The organism is Pseudoalteromonas sp. A601 (assembly GCF_002165575.1).
In the GTDB taxonomy this organism is placed as follows: domain Bacteria; phylum Pseudomonadota; class Gammaproteobacteria; order Enterobacterales; family Alteromonadaceae; genus Pseudoalteromonas.
The window spans coordinates 1-12,604 of record NZ_MXQF01000040.1 but is presented as its reverse complement, the minus strand read 5'-3'; the positions used below and the strand labels follow the sequence as shown (position 1 = coordinate 12,604).

The following is a 12,604-nucleotide window of genomic DNA, read 5'->3' as shown; positions in this document are numbered from 1 at the left end:
TATGTTTTCAGAATCTCCAATTAAACGCAGAAAATCAACCCGAATTAATGTCGGTAATGTTCCAATTGGTGACGGTGCACCAATAGCCGTGCAATCAATGACTAACACCGATACCATGGACGTTGATGCAACCGTGGCGCAAATCCAAGCTATTCAAGATGCAGGGGCTGATATTGTTCGCGTATCAGTGCCAACTATGGACGCCGCCGAAGCATTTAAAAGTATTAAAGAGCAAGTCACTATCCCATTGGTAACAGATATTCATTTTGATTATCGGATCGCCCTTAAAGTGGCGCAATATGGCGCAGATTGCTTGCGTATCAACCCGGGAAATATCGGCAGCGAAGAACGTATTCGCGCCGTGGTCGACTCTGCACGTGAGCACAACATTCCAATTCGTATTGGCGTAAATGGCGGCTCACTTGAGCGTGATTTGCAAGAAAAATACGGCGAGCCAACACCTGAAGCGTTGCTTGAATCAGCCATGCGCCACGTTGAAATTTTACAACGTTTGGACTTTGACCAATTCAAAATATCGGTAAAAGCGTCTGATGTATTTTTAGCTGTTGGCGCATACCGCCTGCTTGCTAAAGAAATCGACCAACCGCTACATTTAGGTATCACCGAAGCTGGGGGCATGCGTTCAGGCTCAGTAAAATCGGCGGTGGGTCTTGGTATGTTACTCGCAGAAGGTATTGGTGATACATTACGCGTGTCACTGGCAGCTGATCCAGTACAAGAAATAAAAGTGGGCTTTGACATTCTAAAGTCATTACGTATACGCTCTCGCGGTATTAACTTTATTGCATGTCCTAGCTGTTCTCGCCAAGAGTTTGATGTAGTTAGCACCATGAATCAGCTAGAAGAGCGTCTTGAAGATATTATTGAGCCGGTTTCAGTTTCAGTCATCGGCTGTGTCGTTAATGGGCCAGGCGAAGCGTTAGTTAGTGACATTGGCTTAGCGGGTGCAAACCGCCGCTCTGGGCTTTATATTAATGGCGAACGTCAAAAGGCACGTATCGACAATAATAATATTGTTGATCAACTTGAAGGTTACGTGCGTGATTTTATTGCACAAAAAGAGCAACAAACACCTATCGACATTAAAATCGTCGAATAAAGTTAATATAGTCGGCAAACTGGGTGGTTTGCCGCACGCATGCCAGCTATAATAGCGGGTCAATTTTTAGTATTTTTGTTGTGGCAGTTCTGTGCACAATACAGTTTTAGGATTTATCAGTGGCAAAACAAATTCAGGCAATACGTGGAATGAACGATTGTCTGCCGGGCGATACCCAAGTTTGGCAGAAAGTAGAAAACATCTTACGCGAGACAGTATCATCGTTCGGTTATCAAGAAATTCGTTTTCCAATTGTAGAATCAACCGACCTTTTCAAGCGCTCTATTGGTGAAGTCACTGATATCGTAGAAAAAGAAATGTACACCTTTGCTGATCATAATGGCGACAGCTTAACCCTTCGCCCTGAAGGTACGGCTGTTTGTGTGCGTGCTGGCAACCAGAACGGTTTACTGTACAACCAAGAGCAACGCCTTTGGTATATGGGCCCAATGTTTCGCCACGAACGCCCACAAAAAGGCCGTTACCGTCAATTTCACCAGTTTGGTTTAGAAACATTTGGCATTGCAACAGCCGACATCGACGCAGAAGTTATTTTACTGACTGCGCAACTATGGCAGCAATTTGGTATCAGTGAACATGTGCGCTTAGAACTTAATTCACTTGGCTCAAACGAAGCTCGCGCAGAATATCGCGAAGCACTAATCAGCTATTTAGAGCAGCATGTTGATGTGCTAGATGAAGATTCAAAACGCCGCATGCATTCAAACCCACTGCGCGTTTTAGACAGTAAAAACCCAGACGTGCAAGCTATTTTAGTGGATGCGCCAAAGTTATCTGAACATTTAGATGCTGAATCAAAAGAACATTTTGCAAATTTATGTGAACGTTTAGACGCAGCTGGCGTCATATACACGGTTAATGAACGACTCGTACGTGGCCTTGACTACTATAACCGCACTGTATTTGAGTGGGTTACTGATAGCTTAGGCGCGCAAGGTACAGTGTGTGCCGGTGGCCGTTATGATGGTTTAGTTGAACAACTGGGTGGTAAATCATCTCCCGCTGTTGGCTTTGCTATGGGCCTTGAACGTTTAGTGTTACTTTTACAAGCCTTAGAATGTGTAGGTGACATTCGCCGTAGTGCTGATGTATATTTGGCTGCAATGGGCGATAAAGCCAGTATTCAAGCACCGATTATAGCGGCTAAACTACGCGCTGACGTACCAGGGCTAAGAGTTATGGTACACGCTGGCGGTGGTAACTTTAAAAAACAACTAAAGCGTGCAGATAAAAGCGATGCCGTTGTTGCACTGATTATCGGTGAAGACGAATTAGAACAAGGCGTAGTGACTGTTAAGTATTTACGTGAACGTAAAGAGCAAGTCACCTTAGAATTAGAACAAGTTAAAACGCTTTTAGCTGAGTTAGTACAAAGCTAAAACACTCGAGGTAAGAATGGATATTTATTCAACAGAAGAACAACAAGCAGAAGCAATTAAACGATTTTTCCGTGAAAATGGCGTATCTCTAGCATTAGGCGTAGTGATCGGTTTAGGTGGCCTTTATGGTTGGAAAGCGTATAACCAAAATCAAATCACGACCGCTGAAAGTGCCTCTGATGCCTACACTACACTAGTTGAAAGTGGCGAAGTGTTAGGTGCGGCAGATACCTTTATCGACGAAAATAAAGACACAAATTACAGTGTATTAGCTGCATTTGTTGCAGCTAAAGAAGCCGTCGAAAAAGACCAACTTGATGTTGCCAGCGAAAAACTAAGCTGGATTGTAGCTAACGTAAACAATGGTGACCTAAAAGCCACAGCAACAACACGGTTAGCGCGCGTACAAATTGCACAACAGCAATATGATGAAGCACTCAATACTTTAAGTGCGCCTCTTGAAGACACATTTACAGCAACAGTGTCTGAGATCAAAGGTGATATTCACTTTGCACAAGGTAACACAGACCAAGCACGTACTGCCTATCAAGCAGCAGCGGATGCTGGCGGTCTTGAAAATAACCCATTATTGCAAATCAAACTTGATGACCTAGCAGTAACTAGCCCAGCGGCATAAGGGGTTACAATGAAAAAGTTAACAGCGGCAAGTATCGCACTTTGTATGGCAACCCTAATGGGTTGTTCATCTAGTGATGATGAAGAAGAATTAGTATTGCCTGAAATCGTTAATCAATTTGAGACTGACGTAGTTTGGCAAGAAAGCATTGGTGACGGCGTTGAGCATTACTTCTCGCGCTTAACACCTGCTATTTATAAAGATCGTGTTTTTGTAGCCAGTCGTGATGGCGATATTGAAGCGCTATCTCTTGAAAATGGTGACACGATCTGGGAAACCGACATTCGTGAAAACTCAACGTTTTGGCCATGGGAAGCTGATATCAGCGCTAAATTATCCGGTGGTATTTTACAAGCCTATGGTAAACTATTCATTGGTTCAGAGCACGGCTACCTAGTTGCCCTTGACCGTGATACAGGTGAGATTGCTTGGCGTAAAAAAGTGCCCGGTGAGGTACTTGCATCGCCAGCAGCCGGTGATGGTTTAATTTTTGTAAACCTAGGCTCAGGCAAACTATTAGCACTTCACCCTGATACAGGCGAAGAGCGCTGGAGCCATGAACAAGAAGTACCGCCTTTAACTTTACGTGGGCAAAGCTCACCAACCGTTGCTAACGGTGGGGTATTGGTTGGCCTTGAAACAGGCAAATTAAGCGTATTAATTTCTGATAGCGGTTACTCTGCGTGGAGCGCTGAAATCGCAACACCAAAAGGTTCATCAGAATTTGAGCGCTTGGTTGATGTAGACACACGCCCAGTAGTTAGCGGCCCATATGCTTACGCTATTGCCTATAATGGTAACTTAGCAGCCGTTGATATTCGTTCAGGTAATGTTGTCTGGAAACGTGAGTACAGCAGCTACCGTGAAATTTCGATGGATGCGCAAACCATTTATGTCGTTGATAGTGACGGTGTTGTTTACGCATTAGATAAAACCTCTGGCATTGAACGCTGGAGCCAACCAGCCCTTCGTGGTTGGTATTTAACAGGGCCTGCGGTAGCAGGGAATTATTTAGCCTTAGGTGACCAAGAAGGTAACTTACACTGGTTAAATAAAGAATCAGGCGAACTTGTATCGCGTGAAGACTTCGACAGTTCAGGCTTTTTTATTGAGCCAATTGTTGCAGACGACAAACTGATTTTATACACCCGAGATGGTGAAGTTAGTGCGGTAAATATACCTAACTAACTTGCTAATACTAAATGTATTTTTATAAGGCTTCGCACTGCGAAGCCTTTTGTTGTTTTTTAAAGAGGTAGTTTATGCTTCCCGTGATCGCTCTAGTTGGGCGACCCAATGTGGGCAAATCCACATTATTTAACCGTTTAACACGTACTCGTGATGCACTCGTTGCCGATTTTCCAGGCTTAACACGAGATAGAAAATATGGCCAAGCTAATTACGATGGCTATGAATTTATCGTGGTAGACACGGGTGGTATTGATGGCTCTGAAGAAGGCATTGAAACCGAAATGGCCGATCAATCGTTACTCGCGATTGAAGAAGCTGATATCGTTTTATTCTTAGTTGATGCGCGTGTTGGTATGACGGTTGCTGATCAAGCAATCGCTAATCACTTACGTAAGCAAGAAAAGAAAAGCTTTGTTGTTGCCAATAAAACTGACGGTATTGATGCCGACTCAAACTGTGCTGAGTTTTATCAACTATCATTAGGCGAAGTACATCATATTGCTGCGGCACATGGTCGTGGTATCACTTTGCTACTTGAACAAACGTTGCAGCCTGTTATTGCTCAGCTTAGTGCCGAGAATGATGACGGCACTGACAGTGACGACGAGCTCGTTGATTTATATTCAGAAGAAGACGGTGAAACAGATCAGCAAGCATTCGCTGATAAGCCTGTAAAGCTAGCCATTATTGGTCGCCCTAACGTCGGTAAGTCAACACTGACTAACCGCATACTGGGTGAAGAACGTGTTATTGTTTATGATATGCCGGGCACAACCCGCGACTCCATTTACATACCTATGACACGTAACGATAAAGAATACGTGTTAATCGACACCGCAGGTGTGCGTAAGCGTAAAAAAGTCAGTGATGTCGTTGAAAAATTCTCAGTGATCAAAACCTTGCAAGCAATTGAAGACTCTAATGTAGTATTGATTGTGGTTGATGCTCGCGAAGGTATTTCAGATCAAGATTTAAGCTTACTCGGCTTTGCACTTAACTCAGGTCGTTCATTAGTGATTGCCGTAAACAAATGGGATGGTCTTGATGATTATGTGAAAGATCGCATTAAATCAGAGCTTGATCGCCGCTTAGGGTTTATCGACTTTGCTCGTCTGCACTTTATCTCTGCTTTGCATGGCACCGGTGTGGGTCACTTATTTGAATCAATTGACGAAGCATACGAGTCTGCAACTAAGCGTATTAGCACCGCTATGCTACGCCGTATCATGGACATGGCACAAGCCGATCACCAGCCGCCTCTTGTACGTGGCCGTCGTGTTAAGCTTAAATATGCCCATGCCGGTGGTTATAACCCACCGCGTATCGTCATTCACGGTAACCAAGTTCACGACTTACCAGATAGCTATAAACGCTACTTAATGAATTACTACCGTAAAGCATTAAAAATCATGGGCACACCAATCAAAATTGAATTTAGAGAAGGCGACAACCCATTTGCAGGACGTACTAACAAAGTAACGCTTTCACAAAAACGTAAGATCCGCGCGTTTAGTAAAGAAAACCGTAATAAATAATATTAGGCCCTAGAACCTAGGTTCTAGGGCCTAATTGGCTATATCTCCACTCATGTGCTTTATTTATAGAATGAAATAGCACAGAGAGCTATATATGGAATTTGTTGGTCAGGTTATCTATGTCGATAACGTGGAAGAAACATTAGACTTTTATTATCAAGCATTTGGTTTTATTACTTTTTCGTTAAGTGATAATGCGGAATACGGTGAGTTATCTACAGGTAATGTAAAAATAGCGTTTGCTAATCACCCCTATGCGCAAGCCCATTTCAAACAAGGGTATATTCGCGCCCATCCAAAACAACCGGCGCTTGGTTTTGAGTTACGTTTTAACTGTACTAATCTAAGTGAAAGCTATGATAAAGCCGTACTCGCAGGAGCTGAACCACTTTGCCCACCGAACCAAAAAGGCTCACAAACCTATGCCTATGTGCGCGCCATTGAAGGCACTTTGATTTGCCTGTATCAGGACTAAGCTTACGATATTCATTGAAATAACACGAAACTTTAACTGAGTAGACATATTAGAAACACAGATTTGTCATCAAACTTCATTATCTTAGCAGTAATTTAAATAAGGAGATAATGATGAATACTTTACTACTTACAATGATGCTATTAAGCCCAAATCACACCGCAATCGAAAACGAAATAAAACAACAAACAGCCCAAGTTGTCTCTGTTATCCAGCTAGAAAATAAAGCGCAAATTAAAAAGCAGATCGCCAATACGCATGAATCAATGGAACTAAAATTACCAGTTGTGATTGATGAGCAAACACTGGCAAAAAATGTATCGCCTGCTACGCAACTTAGCCAAGACTAAGCTTCGTAGCTTTATTTATACTTATCTTAAATTACTCACCAGACAAGGCTTTTTCAATTAAAGGCACTAAAGGCGCTGGTAGAGTTATATGACCGGCCAATACAAAATCGTGCGCCTGAGGCGACATTTTTTGCCATGTGCGCTGTAAAATACCTATCCATTTTTGCTCGTCGTAATCAGGTTTTGATTGCGCAAACGCCAGCATGTAATGCTCAATAAACACTAAACTTGCGATATCTTCAACTAATTGGCTATCAGGGTTACGTTTTATCTGTTTTTTTGCAACCGCATTGTATACACGCTCACATGCTTGCTTTTCATAGCCAGCTTGCTGCATTAGCTCAACAACTCGACCTGCATGGAACTCATACAGCGCACTGCGCCACTGATGATACCCTTGTTTATTCATAGGAAAGTCACTACGTGGTGATCTCCACCGTTCAATATGTTGACCACGAACCGCAATGTGCATTAGCTCATCGGCCTCTGGCGCAAAGCGATTTAGCATCTGAGTCATGCGCAGAGCATAAACATGCTCTTTAGCTTGCTTTTGCTCGTCTAATAGCTCGTGATTTGGATCTTGCTTATTTGCTTTATCTATTGATGTAATAACTTGCTCAAACATGACGGACTCTTGTTTTTTATTAATAGCATTATTTTAATCAGCCTGAAAACAGATAGCCAGCTGAATAACAATGATGTTGATTATGACAATGACGCTTAAACCTAAAATTGAACCATTTATGAAAAGCTAAGCACACTTTTCTAAATCTAGGCCATTACAAACACAAGTGCTGTTATTAATTTTTAACAATATTTGGGTTAATTAGATCTTTAACAAGTGATTGTTTAGGCTTTTCGACCATCCGAGCCACTTCTTCTCCTTTATCCAACACTATGATAGTTGACGTATATTGCAAATTATACTGCTCGGCAATGCCTTGTGGATCTCGTTTATCGTACCCTACAGCGACAAGTTTTAAGCTGTTAACTTTTACGTTAGATTGATCCAGTAACTTAAGTAAACGTGGTACTTCACGCTGACTATCGTGACACCACGTTCCAAACAATACTAAAATATCTTTTCCAGCAAGAGTTTGCATCGCTTTTTCATCTGCCGTTGTTGGGCTGAAGCTTTCATATTCACTAGCAAATTTTGGATATTCATTGAGTAAATCAACTCCGCTAATATGACCGGTAAATGGCTTATTATCAGCCGCTAACGCCATAAAAGAGAGTAAACAAAGTGATAAGAGCAGTGTTATTCGTTTAAACATTACGATCTCTATAATTTATTTTTATCTGACTATACCCAAATCTGAGCGTATTACGAATGCTTTTGCACTGAGAAAATCACTAATCCTTAAATTGCGTGCTTAAATATGGCTTTTAGAGTAAACGATTCGTGGTTCATCTGCTTATAGTTACTATCTTCAGCTTGATGATCAAATTTTTGAAACTGTTTTTTATTTCACTATACCGCTCAGGCCATGCTTCTTTAGCAATACTGCGCATAACATCAACTAATTCATCTTTAATATAAGATTGATAGTCAGCCTTCATAAGTGAAATCTCTTATTGTTGTGGATGTGGACTTCCCATAGTTTACTAGACCATTACAAGGCGTTACTTTTAGAATACCTTAAGTTTGCTTTTGGCATTCATCATAATGATGTACCTGGCGGGCTACTTACCTTCGGTAAAAAATTAACTCAACAGCAAATTGATGACGTGCACACACGGTATGCACTAGCAAAAGAACGACTTAAGATCCTCGATTTACTAGACTGATGTTTTAAAGTATTCAAATAGCAAACTCCGTTGCTACGGAGTTCTTTGTATCTACTTCACTGTATAAAACGATCAAATAAAATACTATTGACTATTGACAGAGTTAAGGCTCATATGTGTTATGCTGCATCAGCGATCTGCTCACAGTGTTCGACTGCTTCTCCCGGGGTGCCATCTTCCAAGTGACGAAACAATGTGCCCGATGCGCGTTGTCCGCTGCCTTTTGTCCACCATTCCAACTTCTCACCAACATAGCGCGCACCGCTTCCCGATACCGTGATTTTCATTTCTAAGACACGATTGTCGTAGTCTACGACGACTGTACTGTCCGTGAGATATGAAGCCATAATCGTTTTCCCGCTTTTGCACTGGTATGTAAAAGAAGAGCCTGAATTTCTGGATTGCTCAGTGGGTTGGGTATCACCGGTCAATGATTGCACGCACGCGGACAGGAAAAGAATGAAAACAATAGATAAATAACGCATGGTATCTCGAACCTCCTTAAATTGCGGCATAATGAGCCTGTAGAATAACTCGTCTTTAATTTATTTTTATTGATGCATTAACCATAGCCGAGTTCCTATTTTGATTCAATCGGTTACTTCGATTATACGTAAAATATAAAAAGAGAATTTACTGTTGCTTTAGTTGGTGTTTTGAAAGGTATGACAGGTGTTTAAGTGGCTTATTTAAGGTAATAAGGGCTTACCTTTATTAATGTATCGTGTTTTGCAGCTTTTCTATATTATGAACTAAGCAATACAGTTGCCGCGGAATGAAGTGAATGCATTCACTTTCGTTTGACCCCGTAAGGTCAATTTGTTCATGCCTTTATTGACGGTAATATTCCGCTGTTAATTTAAAGGAAAGCAGGCTCTATACAGCCTAGTCGTTTGCCATTCCTTCAATAAAATCTGCCGCCGCCCCATTGGGCTGTCTATTTTGGCCTTCATGTGAATCAGCTAGCTGTGGATTTAGAGCATTGCTTCCGCCGTAGGATAAGAATGAGCTACTGGCGGCAATGGCGCTCTCTATAAAGGAATAGCCCGCACCAAAGTACGCAGTTTAATGAAATTGGGTGTTAGCGAACGACTCGCCATAGCCTGTGGTATCACCAGTACCAAAAGTAGGCGCTTGGAAGCGAAGGCCCCTGTAGAAGCTCAAAAACAAAAGGAATTAACATTGCGCTAGGCAATGACTATTTAGCGTCACAAGGTTTAATGTCATTGAGAGATATTTGGATCAATATTCATTACGGGAGATGAACCGCCCATTGCACTTTCTGCTAATAAAAAGTGCATGATGGGTGGTGTGGGGGCTGGAGGAGACCTCCGGCTACCCGATTAGCACTATTTTCGATCAACTCGATTCTTATATTTTTTGCGGTATTTTGTATTTGTTAAATACATTAGCCATTTTGTTTGAGGATATTCTTTCACGATGTATTCTTTTAAAGCTAAGAGAGAAAATAATATTAATACAATTACTGCAGATGTAATAAATGCAGATGAAATGCCCATTAACGGTTCAACAGCCATTCCTGCAAACATTACGAATAAAGTTGTAATGGCTAATGTTTGAGGTGATATTTTTGTAGTGGATTCTTGTTTGACTCTCTCCCAGTCATGCTTTAATAAATAGGAAACTCTATCACAAAACTCTTGTAATGCATCATCACTCCATTCATCTTTGATCGCTTTTACAGACTCTAAAATTGAAAGGTCATCTTTGTCTTCGGGGTTCAACCGGACAACTAATTCTGCTTCTATTAACTGTATATCATTAATGCTTTTATCCTGTTGAGCTTTAACCGCTCTCGCAATTAATAATCTAAGTTGATCTCTCCACTCTTTGCGCTCTTTGGTAATATTTTCAATTTTAAGTGCTTTATCAGAAGATAATTTTCCAAATAGAGCTGTAATAATTGCTGTTATTACACCTGTACTGATTATTATCGGTAGTATCTCGTTCATTCAATTTACACCTTGCGGGTGATTTTAGTGCTAACGAGCCTGTAGAATTACTCGTTTTTTAATTTATTTTTATCAATGTATTAACCATAGCCGAGTTCCTATTTTGATTCAATCGGTTACTTCGATTATACGTAAAATATAAAAAGAGAATTTACTGTTGCTTTAGTTGGTGTTTTGAAAGGTATGACAGGTGTTTAAGTGGCTTATTTAAGGTAATAAGGGCTACCTTTATTAATGTATCGTGTTTTGCAGCTTTTCTATATTATGAACTAAGCAATACAGTTGTCGCAGGATGAAGTGAATGCATTCACATTCGTTTGCGCCCGTAAGGTCAATTTATTCATGCTCTTGTTGACGGTAATATTCCGCTTTTTATATAAAGAAAAGCAGGCTCAATACAACCTAGTCGTTTGCCATTCCTTAAGTAAAAAGCTGTCGTCGTCCCATTGGGCTGTCTATTTTGACCTTCATTTAAATTAGCTAACAATGGATTTAGATCATTGGATCCGCCGTAGGATAAGAATGTGCTACTGGCGGCAATGGCGTAAACCTCGCACCAAAGTACGCAGTTTAATGAAATTGGGTGTTAGCGAACGACTCGCCATAGCCTGTGGTATCACCAGTAAAGGCCCTTGTAGAAGCTCAAAAACAAAAGGAATTAACATTGCGCTAGGCAATGACTATTTAGCATCACAAGGTTTAGTGTCATTGAGAGATATTTGGATCAATATTCATTACGGGAGATGAACCGCCCATTGCACTTTCTGCTAATAAAAAGTGCATGATGGTTAGTGTGGGGGCTGGTTTGCTTTGTTAGAAAGCCTAGATTCTATACTCAAGGCTTTTATTTCTGAGTTGGAAAGATACAACACGGCTATGTTCGTCATAACTTACGATTTGATTCATAGTCTTACTTTTAAAATAGTCACCAATCTCACTAGCTGAAATATCTCTAGAAAATAAGACTGTATGACTAACTGAGCTTACCTTACATGCTGGCATGTCAGAGTTACTCCTGCACCTATCATCTAAAGTTGGCATTGAAACAGAAACCGAGTAAAAATTATTAGCTTGTTTGTCAGCATCCAAATAGACTCTTGTGCTTACAGTAGCAACCATACAACCAGAACCAATATAGTGTTTATGAGAGCGGCCGGAAATAGAACTTTGTCCAATCCTAAGGCTTTCTCCACTATCTGTCGATTTTGGAAAAGACTGGTAATACTCGTGAGCACATTGTTCCCGTTTAGAGTTCGATATTTCTGACGAAGGTAAATACCCCCAATCCCAAACAGGATCAGGATCTTTTTTCCCACAACCAAATAAAAGCAACAAAGCTAAAAGGTAAATAAAATTCTTCATAGGCTTTCTAAAACGCCCGCTTAAGTGGTGAGCAACATTACCACTATACTCAATAAGTACACCGTAAACACAAAAGCCGATTCAAACCAAAACCGCCGAGCGTTGCGAATCCGTCTTAAAGCGTTTGTTAGGCAAATTATTTCAATGTATATCTGAGCTTAGACAAGCACCCAACCAATACTAACTATTTAGAAACTCAATAGCCTTAGTAATATTTTGAATTAGACCTTTGTTATTCTCGGTAACAGCTTTATGCAATAAGCCAGATAACATTGCATCACTTGTCTCTTTGGGAATAACACAAGGACTTAAAATACCCCTTGATTGAGGATATGTACCCCAATGGACGCCTAAGCTTTTCTGTCCACCGTTATATTCATGTTTATGATCGTACCACCCCACAATCAATACCAAGCCATCATCTTCGTGTATTTCTTCGATGTTTTTCCAATATGAAATCATCTTCATCGTAGTTGTTTCCTCGATTTGCATAACATTTTAGTATTTATGCGACACGCAGTTTGTGTTGCATAATCGCTTGTTGGACTGAGGCGCTACCTGCTCGGTGTATAGAGTTGGTGTTGTTTATGCTATGGGAATTTGCTTTTTAGAGGCTCTAGCTAAATCAGCTAATTTAATAAGCTTACCTATTATAATTTAAGCTTTCCCTGCATTGCTCAGCGTTTATTATCTATTCATTAAACAGAATGTTTAACCGTTAAGCAAGGATATTTTTCTTACGCACAGTCGTGACTAGCCTGAGCAGTTAA

At 40.9% G+C, this 12,604-nt stretch carries 13 protein-coding genes and 2 pseudogenes; 9 read left to right on the top strand and 6 right to left on the bottom strand.

From position 1 onward, the window contains the following. Position 1: 1 nt before the first annotated feature. The 7 genes from ispG to B5G52_RS19570 all read left to right on the top strand — a co-directional run bounded on the left by ispG (position 2) and on the right by B5G52_RS19570 (position 6,708). Complete coding sequence (gene ispG / locus B5G52_RS19600) at positions 2-1,120, top strand: flavodoxin-dependent (E)-4-hydroxy-3-methylbut-2-enyl-diphosphate synthase (RefSeq protein WP_087534315.1); 1,119 nt, start codon at positions 2-4, stop codon at positions 1,118-1,120. A gap of 119 nt (positions 1,121-1,239) precedes the next feature. Then, positions 1,240-2,520, top strand: a complete 1,281-nt coding sequence (gene hisS / locus B5G52_RS19595) for a histidine--tRNA ligase (protein ID WP_087534314.1) — start codon at positions 1,240-1,242, stop codon at positions 2,518-2,520. A 16-nt stretch (positions 2,521-2,536) separates the two neighbouring features. Continuing rightward, positions 2,537-3,157 carry a tetratricopeptide repeat protein gene (locus B5G52_RS19590; protein WP_087534313.1) on the top strand — a complete coding sequence of 207 codons (621 nt, stop codon included), beginning with the start codon at positions 2,537-2,539 and terminating at the stop codon, positions 3,155-3,157. A gap of 9 nt (positions 3,158-3,166) precedes the next feature. Further along, positions 3,167-4,345: an outer membrane protein assembly factor BamB gene (gene bamB / locus B5G52_RS19585; protein WP_087534312.1), complete on the top strand. Its 1,179-nt coding sequence runs from the start codon at positions 3,167-3,169 to the stop codon at positions 4,343-4,345. A 74-nt stretch (positions 4,346-4,419) separates the two neighbouring features. Further along, positions 4,420-5,883 (top strand): ribosome biogenesis GTPase Der, encoded by a 1,464-nt coding sequence (der, locus tag B5G52_RS19580; protein WP_087534311.1) that lies wholly within the window; start codon positions 4,420-4,422, stop codon positions 5,881-5,883. A 94-nt stretch (positions 5,884-5,977) separates the two neighbouring features. Then, a complete protein-coding gene (locus B5G52_RS19575) occupies positions 5,978-6,358 on the top strand; it encodes a VOC family protein (protein ID WP_087534310.1) in 381 nt (126 codons plus the stop codon). A gap of 110 nt (positions 6,359-6,468) precedes the next feature. Then, the gene (locus tag B5G52_RS19570) at positions 6,469-6,708 is read left to right on the top strand and encodes a hypothetical protein (RefSeq protein ID WP_140394355.1); all 240 of its coding nucleotides are present in this window, start codon (positions 6,469-6,471) and stop codon (positions 6,706-6,708) included. Between the two features lie 31 nt (positions 6,709-6,739). On the opposite strand, the gene B5G52_RS19565 is transcribed toward B5G52_RS19570, so the two are convergent. The 3 genes from B5G52_RS19565 to B5G52_RS19550 all read right to left on the bottom strand — a co-directional run bounded on the left by B5G52_RS19565 (position 6,740) and on the right by B5G52_RS19550 (position 9,014). Further along, positions 6,740-7,333, bottom strand: coding sequence for a DUF4202 domain-containing protein (locus B5G52_RS19565; protein ID WP_087534308.1), 594 nt, complete (start codon positions 7,331-7,333; stop codon positions 6,740-6,742). Positions 7,334-7,508: 175 nt separating this feature from the next. Continuing rightward, positions 7,509-7,985: a thioredoxin family protein gene (locus tag B5G52_RS19560; protein WP_087534307.1), complete on the bottom strand. Its 477-nt coding sequence runs from the start codon at positions 7,983-7,985 to the stop codon at positions 7,509-7,511. 633 nt (positions 7,986-8,618) lie between these two features. Then, on the bottom strand, positions 8,619-9,014 hold the full coding sequence (locus tag B5G52_RS19550) for an MliC family protein (RefSeq protein ID WP_087534306.1): 396 nt from the start codon (positions 9,012-9,014) through the stop codon (positions 8,619-8,621). 423 nt (positions 9,015-9,437) lie between these two features. Between B5G52_RS19550 and B5G52_RS22430 the strand changes: the two are divergent. Beyond that, a pseudogene (locus tag B5G52_RS22430) lies at positions 9,438-9,764 on the top strand (hypothetical protein); the annotation flags it as partial. Positions 9,765-9,848: 84 nt separating this feature from the next. Here B5G52_RS22430 and B5G52_RS19540 read toward each other — a convergent pair. Next, positions 9,849-10,472, bottom strand: coding sequence for a hypothetical protein (locus tag B5G52_RS19540; RefSeq protein ID WP_087534305.1), 624 nt, complete (start codon positions 10,470-10,472; stop codon positions 9,849-9,851). A 486-nt stretch (positions 10,473-10,958) separates the two neighbouring features. On the opposite strand from B5G52_RS19540, the pseudogene B5G52_RS19530 reads away from it, so the two are divergent. After that, positions 10,959-11,219: pseudogene (locus B5G52_RS19530) on the top strand (group II intron reverse transcriptase/maturase); the annotation flags it as partial. A 75-nt stretch (positions 11,220-11,294) separates the two neighbouring features. Here B5G52_RS19530 and B5G52_RS19525 read toward each other — a convergent pair. Further along, positions 11,295-11,834: a hypothetical protein gene (locus B5G52_RS19525; protein WP_087534304.1), complete on the bottom strand. Its 540-nt coding sequence runs from the start codon at positions 11,832-11,834 to the stop codon at positions 11,295-11,297. A 180-nt stretch (positions 11,835-12,014) separates the two neighbouring features. Then, positions 12,015-12,302, bottom strand: a complete 288-nt coding sequence (locus B5G52_RS19520; RefSeq protein ID WP_069535322.1) for a hypothetical protein — start codon at positions 12,300-12,302, stop codon at positions 12,015-12,017. Positions 12,303-12,604 lie beyond the last annotated feature (302 nt).

What these genes read in the sequence shown, in the direction of transcription:
- ispG (WP_087534315.1), top strand. Translation starts at nt 2, where the DNA reads ATGTTTTCAGAATCTCCAATTAAACGCAGAAAATCAACCCGAATTAAT.
- B5G52_RS19590 (WP_087534313.1), top strand. Translation starts at nt 2,537, where the DNA reads ATGGATATTTATTCAACAGAAGAACAACAAGCAGAAGCAATTAAACGA.
- bamB (WP_087534312.1), top strand. Translation starts at nt 3,167, where the DNA reads ATGAAAAAGTTAACAGCGGCAAGTATCGCACTTTGTATGGCAACCCTA.
- der (WP_087534311.1), top strand. Translation starts at nt 4,420, where the DNA reads ATGCTTCCCGTGATCGCTCTAGTTGGGCGACCCAATGTGGGCAAATCC.
- B5G52_RS19575 (WP_087534310.1), top strand. Translation starts at nt 5,978, where the DNA reads ATGGAATTTGTTGGTCAGGTTATCTATGTCGATAACGTGGAAGAAACA.
- B5G52_RS19570 (WP_140394355.1), top strand. Translation starts at nt 6,469, where the DNA reads ATGATGAATACTTTACTACTTACAATGATGCTATTAAGCCCAAATCAC.
- B5G52_RS19565 (WP_087534308.1), bottom strand. Translation starts at nt 7,333, where the DNA reads ATGTTTGAGCAAGTTATTACATCAATAGATAAAGCAAATAAGCAAGAT.
- B5G52_RS19560 (WP_087534307.1), bottom strand. Translation starts at nt 7,985, where the DNA reads ATGTTTAAACGAATAACACTGCTCTTATCACTTTGTTTACTCTCTTTT.
- B5G52_RS19550 (WP_087534306.1), bottom strand. Translation starts at nt 9,014, where the DNA reads ATGCCGCAATTTAAGGAGGTTCGAGATACCATGCGTTATTTATCTATT.
- B5G52_RS19540 (WP_087534305.1), bottom strand. Translation starts at nt 10,472, where the DNA reads ATGAACGAGATACTACCGATAATAATCAGTACAGGTGTAATAACAGCA.
- B5G52_RS19525 (WP_087534304.1), bottom strand. Translation starts at nt 11,834, where the DNA reads ATGAAGAATTTTATTTACCTTTTAGCTTTGTTGCTTTTATTTGGTTGT.
- B5G52_RS19520 (WP_069535322.1), bottom strand. Translation starts at nt 12,302, where the DNA reads ATGAAGATGATTTCATATTGGAAAAACATCGAAGAAATACACGAAGAT.